This is a genomic window from Nocardia sp. CA-136227, from assembly GCF_050955695.1.
Classification (GTDB): domain Bacteria; phylum Actinomycetota; class Actinomycetes; order Mycobacteriales; family Mycobacteriaceae; genus Nocardia.
Genome location: NZ_CP192081.1, coordinates 3,233,977 through 3,255,005, shown reverse-complemented (window position 1 = coordinate 3,255,005; position 21,029 = coordinate 3,233,977). Strand labels below are relative to the sequence as shown.

Genomic DNA, 21,029 nt, shown 5'->3' with positions numbered 1-21,029 from the left:
CATTTGTGGAGCAACAATCCGCGGTATCCATCGATGTGATCGCCCTGCGCTACGGGCCCGACGACCCCACCGCCACGCTCGGCATCGCCGCGCGGCGGTGGGAACCGTTCGCCGGGGAACTCGCGCTGCCGGGCGTGCTGCTCGGCCTCGGCGAACGCCTCGCCGACGCCGCCCACCGCGCGGTGCACACCAAACTCGGGGTGCCCGAGGACGCCATCCTCGCCGTCGGACAGGTCGCCACCTTCGACGAACCCAATCGCGACCCGCGCGGACCGACCCTGTCCATCGCCATGTGGGCCGTGGTCGGCGCGCACGAATCCGACACCGCGACCTGGGTGCCCTTCGACGCGGTCCCGCCGCTGGCGTTCGACCACAACCAGATCGTCGCCGCCGCCAGGGAACGGCTGGCCGACATGCTGTGGAAGGACCTGACATTCACACGCGCCCTCACCGGCGACCAGTTCACCGCCACCCGCGCGGTCGGCCTCACCACCGCCCTGCACGGCGCCAAACCCGACCCGGGCAACTTGAACCGCACCCTCGCCGCACTGCCCGGGCTGTCCCGCACGGGCGAACGCGTCCGGGTGAAAGCCACCGGCCGCCCGGCCGCGGTGTGGTCCTTCGCCTGAACGGCGCGGGAGCGGCGAGCGTCAGGGGATCAGGACCGGGCGGCCGCGCAGTTGCCCCGCGGCCAGCAGGTCGTGGGCGTCGGCGACGCGGTCGAGCGGGAAGGTCTCGGCGACTCGCGGGGTCAGGCGGCCCGCGTCGACCAGTGCGGCCAGCTCGGCCAGGCGGCGGCCGTCGGCTCGAATCCAGGTGTTGGCCACGCGGATTCCGCGCAGGGCCGCCGGTTCGGCGCCGCCCACCAAGGCCGTGAACGCGCCGGACGAACGGACTGCGTCGAGGACTTCGACGCCCAGTACCGCCGCGTCGAGGGCGCCGTCGACGCCACCGGGGACCAGGGCGCGCACCGCGTCACCGAGGCGTTCGCCGCGCGGGACGAAGAACTCCGCGCCCAGTTTGCGGACCGCGTCCTCATCGGCGGCACCGGCGGTCGCGACCACCCGGATCCCCTGGGCCACGGCCAATTCCACCGCGTAGCCGCCCACCGCACCTGCCGCACCGGTGATCAGCACCGTCGCGCCGGTCGGCAGGCCGAGCAGGTCCAGGGATTGCGCGGCGGTGAGGGCGTTCAGCGGGACGGTCGCCGCCTCGATCGCCGAGACCGTGCGCGGTGCGAGAGCGACGGCGGCGGCCTCCAGGATCACCTGCTCGGCGTGCGTGCCCAGGGCCACATCGAGCCGATCGGACAGGCCGAACACCGTGTCACCGATCGCGAATTCCGTGACACCGGAACCGATGTCGTCGATGGTCCCGGCGACATCCCAGCCCAGGCCGATCACCTCGCGCGGCAACATCAGCCCCGCCTGGGCCAATCCGCCCGAGCGGGTGTGCAGGTCGGCCGGCTGCACGGCCGCCGCGGCGACGCGGATCCGCACCTGCCCGGGGCCGGGCGCGGGCAGCGCCACCTCGGCCACCTCCAGCACCTCGGGTCCTCCGAACGATCGAACGATGACGGCGCGCATGTGAAAACTCCTCTGCTGTACGGTTTCCCACCCCGACACCGAACCTAGGGAGTGTTACTCTCCATCGGGAAGTACGCACCTCGGAGTGCGTACCGAACGTCAGGGAGAGTCATGGCGACCAAGACCGCCGCCCAGCGGCGCACCGAGGCCCGGCGCGACTATGACGCCTACATCCAGGAATGCCCCACCCGGCACCTGCTCGACCGGATCAGCGACAAGTGGGTCAGTCTGCTGCTCAACGCGCTCGCCGACGGTCCCCGCCGCTACAGCGATCTCAATCGCATCGTGGCCGGCGTCAGCCAGAAGATGCTCACCCAGACCCTGCGCGGCATGGAACGCGACGGGCTGGTGACCCGCACCGTCACGCCGTCGGTTCCGGTGCGGGTCGACTATCGGCTCACCGCACTCGGGCAGAGTTTGCTGCCGGTCATGCGGGCCATCAAGGACTGGGCCGAGACCCACATCGAGGACGTGCTCGCGGCCCGCGAAAGCTACGACGCCGCGGGCTGATCGATCACCGATCGGACCAGCTGCCGGACACCGTCGAGCAAGCGGTCCCGCTGGCCCGAACGGACCAGGTAGGGCACCAGTTCGCCGCCGAGCGGCGCGAGCAACAGACCGCCGACCACCTCGGCGTCGAGATCGGGGCGGATCTCGCGCAGCAGGGTGCTGATGTGGTTCGCCCAGAAGGCGTGGAATTCATCGCGGCGCGGGTGCGGCGGGAGCGCCTGGTAGGCGACGTTCAGTTCGAGGTCGTCGGCGATCAGCCGGGTCATGGCGTCGAAGTAGGCGAGCAGGCGCTCCCCCGCGGGCGCGCCTGGGCCGAGCGGCGGCGGACCGCTGGTCACCGCCTCCATCAAGCCGATCGCCCCGTCCGCGACGAGCTCGTACAGCAGGCCCGCGCGATTGCCGAACCGGTGGAACAGCGTGCCCTTGGCCACGCCCGCCGCGGCGGCGATGCGGTCCATGGTCGCCGCCTCCGCGCCTTCCTCGGCGAACAGCGTGCGGGCCGCCGCCAGGATTGCCTGGCGGTTGCGGGCTGCGTCGGCACGTTCCTTGGGCGGGTTCATATCACCACTTCCATTGACAACTTGACCGACGGTCAATATCTTCGCAGGCATATCTTGACCGTCAGTCAACTTATGAGGTTCTCAATGCAAGCAATCCTATTGACCGGCACCGGTGGGCCCGACGTCCTGGTGGCCGGAGAGGTTCCCGCACCCCGCCCCCAGGCCGGGGAGATCCTGCTGCGGACCGAGGCGATTCCCGTGCTGTTCCCCGAGACCATGCTGCGGTCCGGCGCGTTTCCGCTGCCGGTGCAGTTCCCCCTCGTGTTCGGCACCCAGGCCGCGGGCGTCGTCACCGAAGTCGGCGCGGGCGTGGACGCCTCGTTCGTCGGGCGGCGAGTGGTGGTGAGCAGCAATAGTTTCGGCACCTACGCCGAACAGGTCTGCGTCCCCGCCCAGGCCGCGACCCCGATTCCGGACGGGCTGAGCACCGACGCCGCGGCGGCCGTCGCCATGAGCGGGTCGGTCGCCATTCCCCTGCTCGAGACCGCGCGGCTCTCCGGCACCGAGACGATCCTCGTCGAGGCGGCGGCGACCGGCGTCGGGGCCTACCTCACCCAGCTGGCCAAGGAGTACGGCGCGGCCCGCGTCATCGCCACCGCGGGCGGGCCCGAGAAGGCCGCGCGGGCACGCGAATTCGGCGCCGACCTCGTCGTCGACCACCACACCCCCGGGTGGACCCGGCAACTGGCCGACCTGCTCGGCGGCGCGACGCTGGACGTGGTCTTCGACTCCGTCGGCGGCGAATCCGCGCTCGAACTCCTGGACCTCATGACCCCACTGCGCGGGCGGATGCTCAGCTACGGGTTCCTGTCGGGCGCGCCCGCGCAGGTCGGCGCGATGGACCTGATCATGCGCGGCCTGACGCTCACCGGCTGCTCCGGTCCGGCTTGGCTGGCCGGGGTGGCGGCGACCCGCGAAGCCGCGCTGCGGCGGGCGGCGACGGGTTCGCTGACACCGCTGGTGGATCGGGTGCTGCCGCTCGACCAGGCCGCGCACGCCCACCGGCTGCTCGAGGATCGAGCCGCCCGGGGCACGATCATCCTGCGCGCCGGCTGAGCGCAGCTCAGAGGTCCTTCAGGCAGAACGTCGTCGGCTGCTCGGTCAGCGTGATGACCTTGTCGGCTTCGGGGCCGCACAGGTTCTCGTCCGACTGGCCGTCGATCCGGGTCAGCACCTGGAAACTCGCGTTGGTCGAACCGCATTCGGCGTACTGATAGCCGGTCATCATGCTCTCGTGATAGCAGGCGCCCGTCTGGAAATTCGGCGCCAGGCACAGGTAGGCCATCGAGGCGCCGTTGAGCGTCTCCTCGTAGGAGGTGTAGTCGGCGGCGCACTCGGCCTTGGCGCTGGAGTGCTTGGCCACCTTGTACACCGCCTTCGGGGAGGCGCAGTCCACCGGCTCGGTCTTGGAATTGATCATCGACCCCTCGATAACGTTGATGCAATCGCCGACCTTCGAACGCCCGGTATCGGACTTGCCCGCGTCCTTGATGGACTCCGCGCCCTTCTGGACCGCGGAGCAACCCGCCAGCGCCACCGCCGAAGCCACCAGCACGACCGGGAGCAGCCGCCGCCACTGTCGCTTGTTCTCCGAGCTCACTCGCACCGAATCCACGTACCTCTCCCACTCATGATCGCTTCGAACCTCGACTACCCAACCCGGTGCGCGATCGGCGAGCATCCGTGAAACCACGGGATAGCCCGGGAACCGTACCGATCCGGCAGCACGTTAGGCTCCGGCCGGGGCCGTTCGCTCGGAAAGGAGTGCGCGATCGAGCCATTCGTCGGCCGGGTCCGGGAACTCAGCACGCTGGACGCGGCACACCGCACCTCCGGCGACCGCCGCGTCTTCCTGGTCGAAGGGCCGGCGGGGATCGGAAAGTCCCGGCTGCTGGCCGAATCCGCCGACCGCGCCCGCGCCGCCGGACTGCGCACGATCGCCATCGCGGCCACCGAATACGAACAATCCACCCCGCGCCACGTGCTCGCCACCCTCGGCGAGCAGCTCACCAGCGACGCGGATGCGATCACCGGCGACGGCGCGCAGGGCGGACCAGTGAATCCCCTTGCCGCGGCGCTCGACAACCGGGAATCCGCTCGGTGGCTGGGGGTGCGGCTCGGGGGCACGCCGACGGTGCTGATCCTCGATGACGTGCACTGGGCTGACCGTGCGTCCCTCGAGGTGCTGGCGGGTCTGATCCGGCAGTTACCCGACCGGGTGGGCGTCATCCTCGCTTATCGCGCGGGCCAGTTTCCGCCGGAACTCGCCGCGGCGGTGCGCGCGCCCCGAATCGTGGTGACACACCTGACCGTGCCGCCGCTGTCCGAGGACGAGGCGACCGCCCTGCTCCCGGAGATCCCGCCCGTGCGCCGGGCCCGGCTCGTCGAAGCGGCACACGGCAATCCGCTGTACCTCCAGGTGCTGGCCGAGCTCACGCCCACGGAACTGGACGAGACGCTGCGCGCGGAGGGGCCCGCACCGACCGGGCACGGTCACGCGGCGCTGGACCGCACCCTGCGCGCCGAACTCGCGCACCTGCCGCCCCGAGAGCGGCTGGTCGCCCAGGCCGTCGCCGTCTGCGGCGCGACCGCCGACACCGAATTGCTCTGCGCCACTGCCGAAGTCACGCGCCCGGAACTCGACGACACTGTCGACGACCTGGCCCGCCGCGGCTGGCTGACCCTCACCGGCGGCATCATCGACTTCCGTCATCCCCTCATCCGCACCGCGGCCTACCGTCTGCCCGGCCCCGCCTGGCGGGCCGCCGCCCACGGCCGCGCCGCCGAATTCCTGCGCGGCGTCGACGCTCCCGTCCTGGCCCGTGCCCGCCACCTCGAACACGCCTTCGGCGGCCGCGATCCGCTCGCCGCCGCCGAGCTGGTCCAAGCGGCCGAACAGGCCCTCACCACCGCGCCCGCCACCAGTGCGCGCTGGATCGAAACCGCCCTGCACCGCACGCAGGATCCCGCAACCGGCTACCCGGCCCGGCTGCTGCTGGGCCGGGCACTGCTGCTCTCCGGGGCCGCCGACCGTGCCCGCGATGTCCTCGAACCGCTTCTCCCACACCAGGATCCGTCCCCGCACGCGAGCGATCCCACGCTCGGCTCCGCGCAGGCAGATCCGACCTCCGCGGCGGCGGCATCCGCGATGACGGAACGCGGGGAAGCGGTGCTGCTGTACGCGCGATGCGAGCGGATCCTCGGACGGGTCGACAGCGCACGGCAACTGCTGACCCGCGCGATCGAGGGCCTCGCACCGGCCGACAGCGGTTCGGTCCAGCTGGAACTGGCCATTCTGGAATCACAGGACAATCGGGATCGCGAGGCCGGAGCCAGAATTCGGGCGTTGTACGAGTCGGGGGCCGTCCGGGACCCCGCCATCGGGGCGGCCGCCCGCACCCTGCGCAGCATGCAGCAGCTCAACGACCTGAACATCGATACCGCACGCACGGAATACCGCGCCGCCGAGCGAGAGTTCGCGGGCCTCACCGACACCCAGCTGCTCGACGGCGTCCACGCCGTCGCCGCCCTGGGATGGATGGCGTACTTCCTCGACGACCAGGCCACCGGCCTGGCTCACATCGAACGCGCCATCCGGGTCAGCCGCCGCCGCGGCCACAGCTTCGTCCTCCCCGAACTGCACACCGTCCACGCCTACTCCCTCGGCAAACTCGGCCGCTACGACGACGCCCTCGCCGCCGCCGAGGACGCCCTGGAAACCGCCCGCCTCCACGGCTATCCGGGCATCGCCCCCCTCGCGGGCGCGATCAAACTCCGCGTCCTGGAAGACATCGCCCCCACCGAGGAAGTAGCCCGCTGGTGGCGCACCCTCGACGCACTCCCCCGCCCCGCCATGCACTGGTGGCGAGGCGTCGTCGAAGCCGCCCTCGCCGAAATCGCCGGCCGCCTACCGAACCCGGCAGGCATACCCCCCGCCACGCCGCCCCACCCCGCCTTGGCCGCTACCGAGCTCGAGCCCACGTTTGAATCGCCGGTCCCGGCCGGGTCCAGGGCCGCAACCAGGCCGCCGGGCGCCAACGGTTCCGACAGCGCAACCGCGACCGGGTCCACGTCGTCGGATATCCCAGCGCACGCGCGGCCCGCGGCCCGAGCCGAGTCGCGTCCGCATCCGATGCAGGCCGCCGAATTCGCCGTCGCCGCACTGGGCTGTGTCGCGCAACGCGATCTGGAGACCGCGTCGGTGCTGGTGGCACGGGCGGAGGAGGCGGCCGAGCGGCTGGGAATTCCGGGGCAGCGGGCGGCGGCAGCTCGGGCGCGCGCCGGATATCTGTGCGCACGAGGCGATTTCGACGAGGCCGGGCGGGCAGCCGAGGCCGCCATCACCTATTACGGCCAGGCGGGGATGCCGATCTTTCGCGCGCAAGCCATGCTGTTGGCCGCCGAAATCGCGGGGCAGCGTGGGGATTTCACGACGGCGACCGCTCGAATCGCGGCCGCGCGTGCGGAATTCACGGCGGCCGGAGCGCACGAGTTGCTCACCGCCGCCACGGCCGCGCAACGCAAGCTGGCGGGGCATCGCGGCGTCAGCGGCCCGAACGCACTGACCGAACGCGAGCGCGAGGTGGCCGAACTGGCGGCCAGGGGGCTGACCAATAAAGCGATCGCCGAGCAGCTCTACCTGAGCCCGCGCACCGTCGAGGACCATCTCGGTCGGATTCTGCGCAAACTGGGCATCACGGGGCGGGCGGGCATCGCGCACCGCCTCACGGAACTCAGCCGGTGATTTCCCACTCGTAGACGGTGAGCTCCGACGCGCCCGTGGTGTGGATCGGGTCGGTGTGGATCAATTCCTGTGCGGCGGTCAGGTTCTCGGCGGTGATGACGTAGGCGCCGCCGGTGCCGTCGGTGAATTTGCCGGTCTCGACCAGCTGACCGCGGTCGCGGACCTGCGCCAGCCATTCCTTGTGCGGGACGGCGACGGAATCGTCGAAGCGCGGGGTGCGCATGGCCATGACCAGATATTTGCGCACCCTGCGCCTCTCCTTCGAACTACTTGTCGTCGTCGGCGACGGTCGAGCGGGTGGCCGCGGCGGCGGCCCGCACCTGCGGAGCCACCTGGACCACCTGGCCGAGCACGCCATTGATGAACGACGGGGAATCGTCGGTGGACAGCTCCTTGGCCAGCTCCACCGCCTCGTCCACGGCCACCACCGGGGGAACGTCGTTGGCGTGGAACAACTCCCACACCGCCACCCGCAGGATGGCGCGGTCCACGGCGGGCAGCCGCGGTAGCGTCCAGTCCTGCGACAGGTACGACTCGATGGTGCCGTCCACCCGGTCCAGATCGTCGGCGACGCCTTCGACCAGGACCCGGGTGTAGGGGTTGATCGGCGCGATGGACTCCTCACGCACCGCCAGGGAGACCCGCTCGGAGAGCAGGTCGGCCGGGTCGATGTCGCGGGCTTCCGCCTCGAACAGCAGATCCACCGCACGCCGACGCGCCTTGTGCCGTGCGCCGAGCTTCTTGAAAGACTTCTTGTCCGATTGATCGGCCACGGAAGACATTATCCGTCGCGTCAGTTGTTGACGCGGCTGATGTAGCTGCCGTCGCGGGTGTCGATGCGCAGCTTGTCGCCCTGGTTGATGAACAGCGGCACCTGCACCTCGGCGCCGGTCTCCACGGTGGCGGGCTTGGTGCCGGCCGAGGAGCGGTCACCCTGCAGGCCCGGCTCGGTGTGGGTGACGATGACGTCGATGGCGACGGGGAGCTCGACGAACAGCGCCTCACCCTCGTGCATGGCGATCTGGACGGCCATGTTCTCCAGCAGGAAGCCCGCGTTACGGCCCAGCAGCTGCTCGCTCAGGTGGATCTGGTCGTAGGTCTCACCGTCCATGAAGATGTAGTCCTCACCGTCGTGGTAGAGGTACTGCATGTCGCGACGGTCGACGGTCGCGGTCTCCACCTTGACGCCGGCATTGAAGGTCTTGTCGACAACCTTGCCCACGACGACGTTCTTCAGCTTGGTGCGCACGAAGGCGGGACCCTTGCCCGGCTTCACGTGCTGGAACTCGACGATCTGCCAAAGCTGATTGTCGATCTTCAGCACGAGGCCGTTCTTGAAGTCGCTGGTGTCCGCCACTGTCCTCGGATCTCCTACTAGTCGTTGCAACCGCGCGTCAGTCGACGACGGTCAGGTCTTTGCTGGTGCGGGTGAGCAGCTCCGGGCCCCCCTGGCGAACCACGAGCGTGTCCTCGATCCGGACGCCACCGCGGCCGGGGAAGTACACACCTGGCTCGACGGTCACCGCCACGCCATCCAGCAGTGTACCCGTGCCGGTTTTGGCGATTCCGGGCGCTTCGTGAATCTGCAGGCCGACGCCGTGCCCGAGACCGTGCACGAACAGGTCGCCGTGACCGGCCGACTCGATCACCCGACGCGACGCGGCGTCGACCGCTTGGGTGGAGACGCCCGGGGCCAGGGCCTCGCGGCCGGCCTTCTGCGCGGCGCTGACCAGGTCGTACACCTCGCGCTGCCAATCCGTCGGTGCGCCCAGGACGAAGGTGCGGGTCATGTCGGAGTGGTAGCCGCGCGACACCGCGCCGAAGTCGAGCTTCACGAAATCGCCGGTGGCCAGCACCGCCTCGGTCGGACGGTGATGCGGGACAGCCGAATTCGCGCCCGCCGCCACGATGGTCTCGAAGGACACCGCCTCCGCGCCGTGCTCGAACATGAGCCATTCCAGGTCGCGGGCCACCTGCCGCTCGGTGCGGCCCGGACGCAGACCACCGCGTTCGAGCAGGGCGGCCAGGGCCGCGTCGGCGGCGTCGCAGGCCGCGCGCAGGCAGTCCACCTCGTAGTCGTCCTTGACCATGCGCAGCTGCTCGACCAGGCCCGACACCGGGACCAGGTCCAGGCCGGTGCCCAGGGCGGCCAGGCCGCGATGCTGTTCGACGGTGACCACGTGGCTCTCGAAACCGACCCGTCCGGTCTGCCACTCCCCCGCGATCTCCATCACCCGGCGCGCGCACGACCGGTTGATCTCGGCGCGCAGATCCGGCACCTGCACGCCGACCTGGGTGAGATAGCGGCCATCGGTGCTGATGATGGTGCGGTCCTCGCTGGAATCCCAGGCGTAGACCAGCAGCGCGGCGTTCGACCCGGTGAAACCGGTCAGGTACCGGACATTGATCAGGTCCGTGACCAGCAGCGCGTCGACACGGTTCTCCACCAGCAGATTCCGCAGGCTGGCCCGGCGCAGCGCGTAGTCGGGTCGCCGGGCCGGATCGTGATCAGCAGACATGCGTCAAAGCTACCGCCGACACGCCGCGACACGGGCCCGCAACACGTGAATGGGGTGGATAGGGAAACCCCGGTATTCACAACCGAAGCAGTTGTCCACATTTCGCGACGGCACCGCCCACGCGGGCCGCGGACGCGAGAACCTCGAAGCATGAATTGGACGGCGATGCTGGTGCTCACGGTGTGGTGCGCGGCCCTGAGCGCCTTCGATGCGCGGGAGCGCCGGCTGCCCGACGCCCTCACCCTGCCCGGGGCGGTGGTGATCCTCGGCTACGGATTCGCCGTGGGCACACCCGAATTGGCGGTGGCGGGCGGGCTCATGCTCGCGCTCCCCTACCTGGTCGTGCACCTGTGCTGCCCGCCCGCACTCGGCGCGGGGGACGTGAAACTCGCGCTGGGCCTGGGCGCGGCGACCGCCCTGGGCGGAGCCTGGACCTGGTCGTGGGCCGCGCTGACCGCACCGATGCTGACGGCCTGCGCCGCGGCGGGAACACTCATGACGCCCACCCTCGGGTCCCGCATCCCGCTCGTTCCGGCTCCACCGTGGTCGCCGGGCGGGCGCGGCAGCGCGCGGCCGGTGAATCGCGCGGTGATCCGTGTGTGGCGCGAACCACCGCGCACAGTGGCATCGGCGGCCGCCGGGCGAGGTGGCGGCGTGGCGGGCGAGGTCGCGACGCTCGCGCACGGGCCCGCCATGTGTGCGGCGAGCGTGGTGGCGTTGCTGGCCGGGCGCTGACATCGGGTTCGCGCGGGCCGTGTGTCCAGGCACCTCGGTATTCATGAAAGGATGTCACTCGTGTTGCGCTGGATAACTGCCGGAGAATCCCATGGTCCTGCTCTCGTCACCATCCTCGAGGGGATGGTGGCCGGTGTCGAGGTGACCTCCGCCGAGATCGGCGCGCAGCTGGCCCGGCGTCGACTCGGGTACGGGCGTGGCGCGCGGATGAAGTTCGAGGCCGACGTGGTGACCATGGTCGGCGGCGTGCGGCACGGCCGCACCATGGGCGGACCGGTCGCCATCGAGGTGGCGAACTCGGAGTGGCCCAAGTGGACCCAGGTCATGTCCTCGGACCCGGTCGATCAGGCCGAGCTGGCCGAGCTGGCGCGCAATGCGCCGCTGACCCGTCCGCGTCCCGGCCACGCCGACTACTCGGGCATGCTCAAGTACGGCTTCGACGACGCTCGCAATGTGCTGGAGCGCGCCAGCGCCCGGGAGACCGCGGCCCGTGTCGCGGCGGGCACGGTCGCCAAGAACTTCCTGCGTCAGGCGCTCGGGGTCGAGGTCATCTCGCACGTGGTGTCGATCGGCGCGGCCGCCAACACCACCGGTGTGGTGCCGACCGCCGCGGATCTGGACGCCATCGACGAGTCGCCGGTGCGCGCGTTCGACAAGGACGCCGAGGCGGCCATGATCGCCGAGATCGAGGCGGCTAAGAAGGACGGCGACACCCTGGGCGGTGTGGTCGAGGTCGTCATCGAGGGCCTGCCGGTCGGCCTGGGCTCGTTCACCTCCGGTGAGGCGCGCCTGGACTCGCGGCTCGCGGCCGCGCTCATGGGCATTCAGGCCATCAAGGGCGTCGAGGTCGGCGACGGTTTCGAGACCGCCCGCCGCCGCGGCAGCCAGGCCCACGACGAGATGCGCCCGGGCCCCGACGGCGTGCTGCGCTCCACCAACCGGGCCGGCGGCCTCGAGGGCGGCATGACCAATGGCGAGGCGCTGCGGGTGCGCGCGGCCATGAAGCCGATCTCGACGGTGCCGCGCGCGCTGTCGACGGTGGACATGACCTCCGGCGAGGAGGCGGTGGCCATTCACCAGCGCTCCGACGTGTGCGCGGTCCCGGCCGCCGGTGTGGTCGCCGAGGCCATGGTGGCGCTCGTCGTTGCGCAGGCGGTGCTGGAGAAGTTCGGCGGCGACTCGCTGCCCGAGACCATCGACAACATCCACGCGTACCTGAAGCGGATCAACGCCCGCCCGCACATTCCGGGCAACGCCGGGCAGTGACCACCGAGGACAGTGCGGCGCCGGGCGAAACCGACCGGCCCGCACCGAATGTCGTCTTGGTCGGCCCGCCGGGCGCGGGCAAATCGACCATCGGGCGCAAGCTGGCCCGTGAGCTCGGCGTGGAGCTGTACGACACCGACGCCGGAATCGAGGAGCGCACCGGGCGCACGATTCCGGAGATCTTCGCGACCGACGGCGAGCCGGAGTTCCGGCGCATCGAGGAAGAGGTCGTCCGCGACGCCGTCCTCGCCGGGCACGGCGTGGTGTCGCTGGGCGGCGGCTCGGTGCTCTCGGCGGCGACCCGCGAACTGCTGCGCGACCGCACGGTCATCTACCTGGAGATCAGTGTCGGCGAGGGCCTGCGCCGGACCGGCGCGAGCACCAATCGCCCGCTGCTCAACGGCGACGACCCGGCCAAGAAGTACCGCGAACTGATGAAGACCCGCCGCCCCCTCTACCGCGAGGTGGCGACCGTGCGGGTCCGCACCGACGGCCGCAGCCCCGGCCGCGTCGTCCGCATGATCCTGGCCAAACTCGGTATCGAGCCGGTCGAGCGCCCCGAGGACCCGGCCACCGACACCACGCCCGCCGAGTCGGCCGCGTCCTCCCGCTCCCGCGCGCGCCGCAAACGCCGCCGGGGCGGCAAGGGCCGCGGCGAGAACACCGCGACCGGAACCGAAACGACCACCGCCACGGCCGATTCCAGTGCTCCCGAGCGCAATGGCCGCGGTCCCGGCGGCCGGTCCGAGGACAGCGCCGAGGGAGCCGAGACCACGAAACGCGGTCGCCGCAACCGCCGTTCGCGCCGCCGGGGCGGCCGGGCCACCGAATCCGGTACGCCCGCCACGGTTTCCACGACCGCACCGGCCACCGACTCCGGCACCGCCGCCTCGGAACGTCCGGTCGGCGGACGGCGCCGCCGCGCCGCGCGCGCGGCCGGTGCGCCCTCGAACCCCACCGCCGGTGGCCAGAGTTCGTCCCAGGCGGCATCGGCGGCGGAGACCACCGCGGCCGCCGAGCGCCCGGATACTCCCGCCGCGCAACCAGGTTCGGACCGGGCCTCGGGCACCGTGGCGGCGCCCGGTAGCGGCCGGTCCCGCCGTGCCCGCGCCAGACGGGCACGCGCGCGGGCGCGCGCCGAGCACAGCGCAGATCAATCCGCACAAGCAGAATCGGAGCAGCAAGCATGAGCGAGCCGACTCGCATCGAGGTTCGTACCGCGGACCCGTACCCGGTGATCATCGGGCGGGGCCTGCTCGGGGATCTGGTCGACGAGGTGACCGGACGGTCCGCGGTGCGGACCGTCGCGATCTTCTATCAGCCGCCGCTGGCCGAGACCGCCGAGGTGGTGCGCAAGGCCCTCGTGGACAAGGGGATCGACGCGCACCGGGTGGAGATCCCGGACGCCGAGGCCGGTAAGGATCTGCAGGTCGCCGGGTTCTGCTGGGAGGTGCTCGGGCGGATCGGGCTGACCCGCAAGGACCTGATCGTGAGCCTCGGCGGCGGCGCGGCCACCGACCTGGCCGGCTTCGTGGCCGCCACCTGGATGCGCGGCGTCGACATCGTGCACGTCCCGACCACGCTGCTGGCCATGGTGGACGCCGCGGTCGGCGGCAAGACCGGCATCAACACCGAGGCCGGCAAGAACCTGGTCGGCTGCTTCCACGAACCCGCCGCGGTCATGGTGGACCTGGCGACCCTGGAGACGGTGCCGCGCAACGAGATCGTGGCGGGCATGGCCGAGATCATCAAGGCCGGTTTCATCGCCGACCCGGTGATCCTGGAACTGGTCGAGCGCGACCCGCAGGCCGCCCTGGACCCGACCGGCGACGTGCTGCCCGAGCTGGTGCGCCGCGCCATCCAGGTCAAGGCCAATGTGGTGGCCGCCGACCTGAAGGAATCGGATCTGCGCGAGATCCTCAACTACGGCCATACCCTGGGCCACGCCATCGAGCGCCGCGAGCGCTACCGGTGGCGGCACGGCGCGGCCGTCTCGGTCGGCCTGGTCTTCGCCGCCGAGCTGGGCCGTCTGGCCGGACGTCTCGACGACGAGACCGCCGACCGGCACAAGGCGATCCTGGAGAGCATCGGCCTGCCCACCACCTACGACGCCGACGCGCTGTCGCAGCTGATGGACGCCATGCAGACCGACAAGAAGACCCGCTCGGGCGTGCTGCGTTTCGTGGTGCTCGACGGCCTGGCCAAGCCGGGCCGCCTGGAGGGCCCGGACCCGAGCCTCCTGGCCGCGGCCTACTCGGCCATCGCCCGCGAGGACGGCCCGACCGGCGGAGCCATCCTGCTGTAGGACACGGCCCGCTCGTAGGACACGGCGGTAGTCACGACGATGCCCGTCGCCGGGAATCGGCGACGGGCTTCGTCGTATCCGGGCGGGTCAGCCGCCCTGCATCCGGATCTCGGAGTCCAGCAGCGCCGCGTACTCGACCAGCGCCAGTTCCTGCGGATCCGAGCCCAGCCGAGCCAGCACCTGGGACCGGTCGATCAGCCTCATGCCCGGCGCGTCGGCGCCGGTGGCTACCTGCGTGCGGCCTTCGGCCAGCACCAGACATGCTTCGGGGTCATCTGCGGCCAACAGTCTCCGCAGATCAAGAGCGGTGACAGTATCCATAGCCATATTCTGCCCCCACGATGTCACCGCCGATCCGGCAACTCGTCGGCCCCGCGGAATCGGGACGCTGCGGAAAGCGGCGCGCAAACGAAAAACCCCGCGCCACAAGGAATGTGGCGCGGGGTCGAGTTCAGCGGGAGCGTCAGGCGCTGACCGGCTCCTGGGTCGGCGCGGCGGGGGCCGACTTCTTGCCCTCGCGGCCGACCAGCCAGCGGCCGAGCACCACGCCGAGCATGACCGGGATGAAGATCAGCAGCACGATGAACGCGGCGGCCGAGGTGACATTGAAGACCAGGCCCTGGTCGCCGAGATCGAAGCCGGGGATGAAGTCGAGGATCCAGGCCACCAGCTGGGAGCCCACACCCGCGGCCAGCGCCGCCTTCAGCCAGCGCATGGTCAGATCGGTCCCGTGCTCGGGATCCGGGTTGGCCTGGCGGTCGGAGCGGCCGTCCAGCAGGCCCCACATCACGACGGCGCCGACCAGGACGATCAGGCTCAGGATGCGCATCCACACACCCGCGGTCGGCCAGTACCGCATGCCCACCCCGAGCAGCGTCTCCAGCACAACGGTCAGCGCCCCCAAGCCCACGGCGCGCAACACCCACGCATTCATGTGATCACCTTAACCCTGCGCGGCCGCCCGGCCGAACCAAATGAACTGAAACTTGTTACAGAACCTTAGCCGACCGGGGCGTCAGGCCCCATCCGGGGCCGACACGCTCCGGCCGAGCAGGTCCGCACCACCGCCCATGCGCCGTAGCGCCGGGCCGCCATGAACAGAAGTCGATGGTCCGATCCGCGTCGACCCGATCCGGAGGCACTCCGACAACCGCGATCACTCCCGCAGCGCGGCCGCCATCTCCGCGCGCGGAGCGGGCTTCCCGGTGAACTGCTCGACCTGGCCGTAGGCCTGGTTCAGCAGCATCTCGAGGCCGCTCACCACGGTGTGGCCCGCCCGTTCCACCGCGGCGGCGAGCGGGGTGGGCCACGGGTTGTAGATGGCGTCGAGCACCACCGGCGCCGCGGCCACCGAATCCGCCACGGCCGCGGCCGCTTCCGCGGGCACGGTGCTCACGACGGCGTCGACGTCGGAGCAGACGAACAACAGGCCCTCGGGGTCGAAGCCGAGGATCTCGGCCGACATGCCCAATTGCTCCGCCAGTTCCAGGGTTTCGGCGGCGCGACCGCGGTCACGGGCCACGATGGAGACCGTGTGCGCGCCCAGATCGGCCAGGGCCAGCAGCGCGGGCCGGGCGGTGCCGCCCGCGCCGAGCACCAGGGCACGCGAGATCTCCTGCACGCCCGCGCCTTCCAGCGCGCCGCGCACGCCGTCCACGTCGGTGCAGTCGGCGCGCCAGCCGGAGTCGGTGCGCACCAGCGTGTTCGCCGATCCGACCAGTTCCGCGCGTTCGGTGCGCTCGTCGGCGTACCCGAGCGCGGCGACCTTGCCGGGCATGGTCACCGACAGGCCCACCCATTCGGGGCCGAGTCCGTCGACCAGTCCGGGCAATTGCTCGCCGGTGCACTCGATGCGCTCGTAGGTCCAGTCCAGGCCCAGCGCCCGGTAGGCGGCCAGATGCAGTTGCGGCGAACGGGAGTGGGCGATCGGGCTGCCGAGCACGGCGGCCCTGCGCTTACCGTCCACTGTCGAGAATTCCACTCTGCCTGGCCTTTTCGATATTGCGCAGGTGCTCGTTGTAGTTCTCCGTGAACAACGTGGTGCCCTGCTTGTCGATGGTGACGAAGTACAGCCACGGGCCGGGCGCGGGATTCTCCATGGCGCGCATGGCCCCCAGCGACGGCGCCGAGATCGGCGTCGCGGGCAAGCCGGGCATGGCGTAGGTGTTCCACGGGGTCTTGTGCGCGCGATCGGAGTCGGTGGTGGCGACCTCGGTCTTGTCGAGCGCGTAGTTGACGGTGGAGTCGAACTGCAGCGGCTGCTGCGCGGCGAGCCGGTTCACGATGACCCGCGCCACCTTCGACATGTCCTGCGGCAGCGCCTCACGCTCCACCAGCGACGCCGCGATGAGCGTGTCGTAGGCGCTCAGGCCGTTGGCCGCGCCGGACTGCATGAGCCCGGACGCCTCGTAACTGCTCGCGCTCGCGGTCACCAGTTGCTTGAGAATGTCCTGCGGGCCCGCGGTCGGATCGAAATCCAGGGTGCCGCCGGCGATCAGGCCCTCGAGCTGACGAGAGCGGTCCGGCACGGTCTTGACCCGTTCCAGCGCCCACGTCGGAACACCCAGCGCCATCGGATCACCCGTGGACCCGGCCTGGTCGAGCTGCTCGTAGGTGACGCACTTGGCGGCGCTGCCGGCGCCGACGCAGCTGGCCTCCGCGATCTTGCGGTAGATGCCGTCCTTGCGGGCGCCGGTGTTGACGTCGCTGGAGTCGTGCAACTGGCGGCCCTCGGAGATGACCACATTGCCGACCCGGGCGTCCTTGCCGAACAGCGCGGTCACCGCTTCGGCGCCCTTGCTGTGGCTGGGGATGGCGTAGTACCCGGGCTGGATGGAGTTCATGTTGGTATTGCGCACGGCCGCTTCGTAGAACGCGCCGCTGCTGGCCACCACGCCCTTGTCGGCCATGGTGTCCGCGATCTGGGTGGCGGTGTCGCCGGGCTTGATCTGGATGATCGCCAGCGGGCCCTGCGGTCCGGAGAAGTCCTCGGGACCGCCCAGCTTGCCCAGGAACTTCCAGCCCGCGAAGCCGACCGCGCCGACGAACAGGATCGCGAACACGCCCGCGATGACGAACAGGTTGCGGCGCCGGCGCTTGCGCTCGGCGGCTTTCCGCGACGCCATCCGGGAACGCTTGGGCCGCTGGCCCCGGCCACCGCCCACCTTCCCTCCCGCGCGGCCGGGCCGCTCGGTGCGGCGGCCACGGTCGGCCCGTCCGCGCTCGGTGCGCGGGGGAGCGCTGCGGCGCGGGGGTTCCGGGTCGAGCGGGGGGTTGTCGTCGAACTCCTCGCCCGGATAGGGCTCACCCTCGTAGAGCTCGTCCTCGTAGCGCGGAATGACGGTGGTGTCGTCCTCGTAATCGTCCGCCTCGGACCAATCGAGATCGTCGCGGCGATAACGCCGTTCGGCGTTCTGCCGGTAGCGTTCCTCGGCCCGCGTCCAGCGGTCGGTCATGCGTCCTCACCACGCGGCTTCAATAGGGCACTCCGTTCGTCCAACCATCCTTGCAGGATCGACACGGCGGCGGCCTGATCGATGACCTGCCGCTGCCCGCGTGCGCGAACTCCACTGTCTCGCAACGCACGTGCAGCAGACACCGTAGTCAACCGTTCGTCGGAAAGTCGCACCGGCACGGGTGCGATGAGGTTCCGCAAACGTCCCGCGAAGGTGGCCGCCAGCTTAGCCGACGCGCCGCTCTCCCCGCGTAAGGTGCGCGGCAAGCCGACGATCACTTCGACCGCCTCGTACTCCCGCACAATCTCGGCAATTCTGGACAGATCGGGCGCGAGTGTTCCGGGCGCGACCTTCTTGGTCTTCGGCACGGTTTCGACCGGGGTGGCGAGCAGACCGTCGGGATCGCTGGAGGCGACACCGATCCGGACCGAACCCACATCGATGCCGATGCGGCGGCCACGCCCCGGATCGGCCTCGACGCTGGGCCGTTCGGACGCGAAGCCGCGCCCGTCCGCGGACACCCCGGACGCCTCGGTGGGCGTCCGGGCAAATCCGGAGGAATCTCCCGAATCAGTCCGCGATGTGGCCGGCTCCGGCCGTGCTGTCCCCGGCTCCGGCCGCGATGTGTCGGAGTCGTCCATCTACCCGGCGAGCTCGGCGACCCGCGACCGCAGGGCGGCCAGACCCGCCTCGATGCCCGACGGATCGGAGCCGGCGCCCTGCGCCATCTCCGGCTTGCCGCCACCACGGCCCGAGATCGCGGGACCGAAGGCGGACACCAGGTCCCCGGCCTTGATGCCGAGATCCTGGGCGGCCTTGGTGACCGCGGCCACGAACGGCACCTTGCCGTCGGCATTGCCGAGCAGCACCACGATGGCGGGCTCGGAACCGAAGCGGCCCTTGATGTCCTGGACCAGGGTGCGCAGATCGCCCGCGCCCACCCCGGCCGGGGCAGCGGCCGCGACCAGCAGCACCTTGCCGACCCGCTGCGCCTGCTCCACGAAGGTGCCGGCACTGGACAGCACCGCGGCCATCTTGGTGCGCTCGAGCTCCTTCTCGGCGACCTTGAGCCGCTCGACCAGCTGCTCGACGCGGCCGGGCACCTCGTCCGAGGGCACCTTCAGCGAGGAGGCCAGACCGGCCAGCAGCGCGCGCTCCTTGGCCAGGTACTTGTACGAGTCCAGGCCGACGAAGGCCTCGACGCGGCGGACACCGGAACCGACCGACGACTCACCGAGCACGGTGATCGGGCCGATCTGCGAGGAGTGCGCCACGTGGGTGCCACCGCACAGCTCCATGGAGAACGGTCCGCCGATCTCCACCACGCGCACCTCGTCGCCGTAGTTCTCGCCGAACAGCGCCATGGCGCCCATCTTCTTGGCGGAGGTCAGGTCGGTGACGAAGGTGTTGACCGGGAAGTCGTCGCCGACCGCGCTGTTGGAGACCGCCTCGATGTCGGCCTTCTGCTGCTCGGTCAGCGCGCCCTGCCAGTTGAAGTCGAAGCGCAGGTAGCCGGGCTTGTTGAGCGAGCCGGCCTGAACGGCGTTGGGGCCCAGCACCTGTCGCAGCGCGGCGTGCACCATGTGGGTGCCGGAGTGGCCCTGGGTGGCGCCGTGCCGCCAGGTCGGGTCGACCTGCGCCAGCACGGTGTCGCCCTCGGTGAGCTGACCGGCCTCGATGGTGGACTTGTGCACCCACACCTTCTTGGCGATCTTCTGCACGTCGTTGACGGTCACCTTGAGCCCGTGCGAGGAGCTCAGCGAGCCGCGGTCGGCGATCTGGCCGCCGGACTCGGCGTAGAGCGGGCTGCGGTCCAGGATCACCTCGACGTCCTGACCGGCCTCGGCGACCGGCACCCGGACGCCGTCCTTGATCAGGGCGAGCACGGTGGCCTCGGTGGCCAGCTCGTCGAAGCCGGTGAACTCGGTCGCGCCGCGGTCCACGAACTCCTTGTAGACGGTCAGGTCGGCGTGCGCGTGCTTGCGCGAGAGCGCGTCCTCCTTGGCCCGCTTGCGCTGCTCGGCCATGAGCGAGCGGAAGCCCTCCTCGTCGACCTGCAGGCCGGCCTCGGCGGCCATCTCCAGGGTCAGGTCGATCGGGAAGCCGTAGGTGTCGTGCAGGGTGAAGGCGTCGGTGCCGCTGATCTTCTTGCTGCCGTGCGACTTCACCTCGTCGACGGTCTCGTCGAAGAGCTTGGTGCCGGTGCTCAGGGTCTTGAGGAACGCGGCCTCCTCACCGACGGCGACATTCTCGATGCGCTTGAAGTCGGTGAGCAGCTCCGGGTAGGACGGCGACATGAGGTCGGCGACGACCTTGATGAACTCGCCCATCACCGGCTTGTCGGCGCCCAGCAGGCGGGCCGAGCGCACGATGCGGCGCAGCAGGCGGCGCAGCACGTAGCCACGGCCGTCGTTACCGGGGTTGACGCCGTCGCCGATCAGCATGGCGGCGGTGCGGGCGTGGTCGGCGATGACGCGGAAGCGGACGTCGTCGGCGTGCTCGACACCGTAGGAGCGGCCGGTCAGCTCCTCGGCCTTGTCGATGATCGGACGCAGCAGGTCGGTCTCGTAGACGTTGTCGACGCCCTGCAGCAGGAACGCGACACGCTCGACGCCCATGCCGGTGTCGATGTTCTTCTTGGGCAGCGGGCCCAGGATCTCGAAGTCGTCCTTGCCACGACCCTCGCCACGCTCGTTCTGCATGAACACGAGGTTCCAGATCTCGAGGTAGCGGTCCTCGTCGGCCTCGGGGCCGCCCTCGACGCCGTACTCGGGGCCGCGGTCGAAGTAGATCTCCGAGCACGGGCCGCACGGGCCGGGGATGCCCATGGACCAGTAGTTGTCGGCCATGCCGCGGCGCTGGATGCGCTCGTCCGGGACGCCCAGCTCACGCCAGATCTGCTCGGCCTCGTCGTCGTCGAGATAGACGGTGACCCACAGCTTTTCGGGGTCGAAACCGTAACCGCCGTCCTCGACCGGGCCGGTCAGCAGCGACCAGGCCAGTTCCATGGCGCCGCGCTTGAAGTAGGCGCCGAAGGAGAAGTTGCCCGCCATCTGGAAGAAGGTGTTGTGGCGGGTGGTGACGCCGACGTTCTCGATGTCGCCGGTGCGCACGCACTTCTGCACGCTGGTCGCGGTGTCGAAGGGCGGGGTCTGCTGACCGAGGAAGTACGGCACGAACTGGACCATGCCCGCGTTCACGAACAGCAGGTTGGGGTCGGCCAGGATCAGCGAGGCACTCGGTACCTCGGTGTGTCCGGCCTTTACGAAATGCTCCAGGAAGCGCCGTCGAATCTCGTGGGTCTGCACAGGTATCCAGCCTACCGGTCCGAGTCCAGGGAGTTTCCACC

Annotated in this window: 20 protein-coding genes and 1 pseudogene; 8 read left to right on the top strand and 13 right to left on the bottom strand. The window is 70.6% G+C overall.

Annotated features, from left to right (window positions below; genetic code table 11):
• Positions 1-5: 5 nt before the first annotated feature.
• Positions 6-629 (top strand): NUDIX hydrolase, encoded by a 624-nt coding sequence (locus ACQP06_RS15000; protein ID WP_433672760.1) that lies wholly within the window; start codon positions 6-8, stop codon positions 627-629.
• 21 nt (positions 630-650) lie between these two features.
• Here the strand turns inward: ACQP06_RS15000 and ACQP06_RS14995 are convergent, their stop codons facing one another.
• Positions 651-1,586, bottom strand: a complete 936-nt coding sequence (locus ACQP06_RS14995; RefSeq protein WP_433672759.1) for an NADP-dependent oxidoreductase — start codon at positions 1,584-1,586, stop codon at positions 651-653.
• Positions 1,587-1,697: 111 nt separating this feature from the next.
• Between ACQP06_RS14995 and ACQP06_RS14990 the strand changes: the two genes are divergently transcribed.
• Positions 1,698-2,096 carry a winged helix-turn-helix transcriptional regulator gene (locus ACQP06_RS14990; RefSeq protein ID WP_379273523.1) on the top strand — a complete coding sequence of 133 codons (399 nt, stop codon included), beginning with the start codon at positions 1,698-1,700 and terminating at the stop codon, positions 2,094-2,096.
• On the opposite strand, the gene ACQP06_RS14985 is transcribed toward ACQP06_RS14990, so the two are convergent.
• Positions 2,078-2,656 (bottom strand): TetR/AcrR family transcriptional regulator, encoded by a 579-nt coding sequence (locus ACQP06_RS14985; protein ID WP_433672758.1) that lies wholly within the window; start codon positions 2,654-2,656, stop codon positions 2,078-2,080. The two genes, ACQP06_RS14990 and ACQP06_RS14985, sit on opposite strands and share 19 nt — an antisense overlap.
• 84 nt (positions 2,657-2,740) lie before the next feature.
• Here ACQP06_RS14985 and ACQP06_RS14980 point away from each other — a divergent pair, with 84 nt between their 5' ends.
• Complete coding sequence (locus tag ACQP06_RS14980) at positions 2,741-3,712, top strand: quinone oxidoreductase family protein (protein ID WP_433672757.1); 972 nt, start codon at positions 2,741-2,743, stop codon at positions 3,710-3,712.
• A gap of 7 nt (positions 3,713-3,719) precedes the next feature.
• Here the strand turns inward: ACQP06_RS14980 and ACQP06_RS14975 are convergent, their stop codons facing one another.
• A complete protein-coding gene (locus ACQP06_RS14975; RefSeq protein WP_433672756.1) occupies positions 3,720-4,271 on the bottom strand; it encodes an LppU/SCO3897 family protein in 552 nt (183 codons plus the stop codon).
• An 81-nt stretch (positions 4,272-4,352) separates the two neighbouring features.
• Between ACQP06_RS14975 and ACQP06_RS14970 the strand changes: the two genes are divergently transcribed.
• Positions 4,353-7,400 (top strand): helix-turn-helix transcriptional regulator, encoded by a 3,048-nt coding sequence (locus tag ACQP06_RS14970; protein WP_433673332.1) that lies wholly within the window; start codon positions 4,353-4,355, stop codon positions 7,398-7,400.
• On the opposite strand, the gene ACQP06_RS14965 is transcribed toward ACQP06_RS14970, so the two are convergent.
• Genes ACQP06_RS14965 through ACQP06_RS14950 form a run of 4 tightly spaced genes read right to left on the bottom strand, consistent with a single transcriptional unit; the run spans position 7,390 to position 9,919 of the window.
• Positions 7,390-7,647: a YciI family protein gene (locus ACQP06_RS14965; RefSeq protein ID WP_433672755.1), complete on the bottom strand. Its 258-nt coding sequence runs from the start codon at positions 7,645-7,647 to the stop codon at positions 7,390-7,392. The two genes, ACQP06_RS14970 and ACQP06_RS14965, sit on opposite strands and share 11 nt — an antisense overlap.
• A gap of 19 nt (positions 7,648-7,666) precedes the next feature.
• Positions 7,667-8,173: a transcription antitermination factor NusB gene (gene nusB, locus ACQP06_RS14960; protein ID WP_357083402.1), complete on the bottom strand. Its 507-nt coding sequence runs from the start codon at positions 8,171-8,173 to the stop codon at positions 7,667-7,669.
• Between the two features lie 20 nt (positions 8,174-8,193).
• Entirely contained in the window at positions 8,194-8,757 is a 564-nt protein-coding gene (efp, locus tag ACQP06_RS14955) for an elongation factor P (protein ID WP_357083405.1), read from the bottom strand.
• Positions 8,758-8,794: 37 nt separating this feature from the next.
• The gene (locus ACQP06_RS14950) at positions 8,795-9,919 is read right to left on the bottom strand and encodes a M24 family metallopeptidase (protein WP_433672754.1); all 1,125 of its coding nucleotides are present in this window, start codon (positions 9,917-9,919) and stop codon (positions 8,795-8,797) included.
• 150 nt (positions 9,920-10,069) lie between these two features.
• Between ACQP06_RS14950 and ACQP06_RS14945 the strand changes: the two genes are divergently transcribed.
• The 4 genes and pseudogenes from ACQP06_RS14945 to aroB all read left to right on the top strand — a co-directional run bounded on the left by ACQP06_RS14945 (position 10,070) and on the right by aroB (position 14,225).
• Entirely contained in the window at positions 10,070-10,654 is a 585-nt protein-coding gene (locus ACQP06_RS14945) for a prepilin peptidase (RefSeq protein ID WP_433672753.1), read from the top strand.
• Between the two features lie 51 nt (positions 10,655-10,705).
• Positions 10,706-11,920, top strand: a complete 1,215-nt coding sequence (aroC, locus tag ACQP06_RS14940) for a chorismate synthase (RefSeq protein ID WP_433672752.1) — start codon at positions 10,706-10,708, stop codon at positions 11,918-11,920.
• Positions 11,917-12,456 (top strand): annotated as a pseudogene (locus ACQP06_RS14935) (shikimate kinase); the annotation flags it as partial. The gene aroC and the pseudogene ACQP06_RS14935, both read left to right, overlap by 4 nt.
• Before the next feature lie 650 nt (positions 12,457-13,106).
• Complete coding sequence (gene aroB / locus ACQP06_RS14930; RefSeq protein WP_379273510.1) at positions 13,107-14,225, top strand: 3-dehydroquinate synthase; 1,119 nt, start codon at positions 13,107-13,109, stop codon at positions 14,223-14,225.
• A gap of 87 nt (positions 14,226-14,312) precedes the next feature.
• Here aroB and ACQP06_RS14925 read toward each other — a convergent pair whose 3' ends face one another.
• From ACQP06_RS14925 to alaS, 6 genes are all read right to left on the bottom strand, one after another.
• Positions 14,313-14,546, bottom strand: coding sequence for a hypothetical protein (locus ACQP06_RS14925; RefSeq protein WP_433672751.1), 234 nt, complete (start codon positions 14,544-14,546; stop codon positions 14,313-14,315).
• 142 nt (positions 14,547-14,688) lie between these two features.
• Positions 14,689-15,159 (bottom strand): B-4DMT family transporter, encoded by a 471-nt coding sequence (locus ACQP06_RS14920; RefSeq protein ID WP_433672750.1) that lies wholly within the window; start codon positions 15,157-15,159, stop codon positions 14,689-14,691.
• Between the two features lie 222 nt (positions 15,160-15,381).
• Positions 15,382-16,206 (bottom strand): shikimate dehydrogenase, encoded by an 825-nt coding sequence (locus ACQP06_RS14915; protein ID WP_433672749.1) that lies wholly within the window; start codon positions 16,204-16,206, stop codon positions 15,382-15,384.
• Entirely contained in the window at positions 16,181-17,680 is a 1,500-nt protein-coding gene (locus tag ACQP06_RS14910) for an endolytic transglycosylase MltG (protein ID WP_433672748.1), read from the bottom strand. Before ACQP06_RS14910 ends, ACQP06_RS14915 begins: the two co-directional genes overlap by 26 nt.
• Positions 17,677-18,201, bottom strand: a complete 525-nt coding sequence (gene ruvX / locus ACQP06_RS14905; RefSeq protein ID WP_433672747.1) for a Holliday junction resolvase RuvX — start codon at positions 18,199-18,201, stop codon at positions 17,677-17,679. Before ruvX ends, ACQP06_RS14910 begins: the two co-directional genes overlap by 4 nt.
• Before the next feature lie 120 nt (positions 18,202-18,321).
• Positions 18,322-20,988 (bottom strand): alanine--tRNA ligase, encoded by a 2,667-nt coding sequence (alaS, locus tag ACQP06_RS14900; RefSeq protein ID WP_433672746.1) that lies wholly within the window; start codon positions 20,986-20,988, stop codon positions 18,322-18,324.
• Positions 20,989-21,029: the final 41 nt, after the last annotated feature.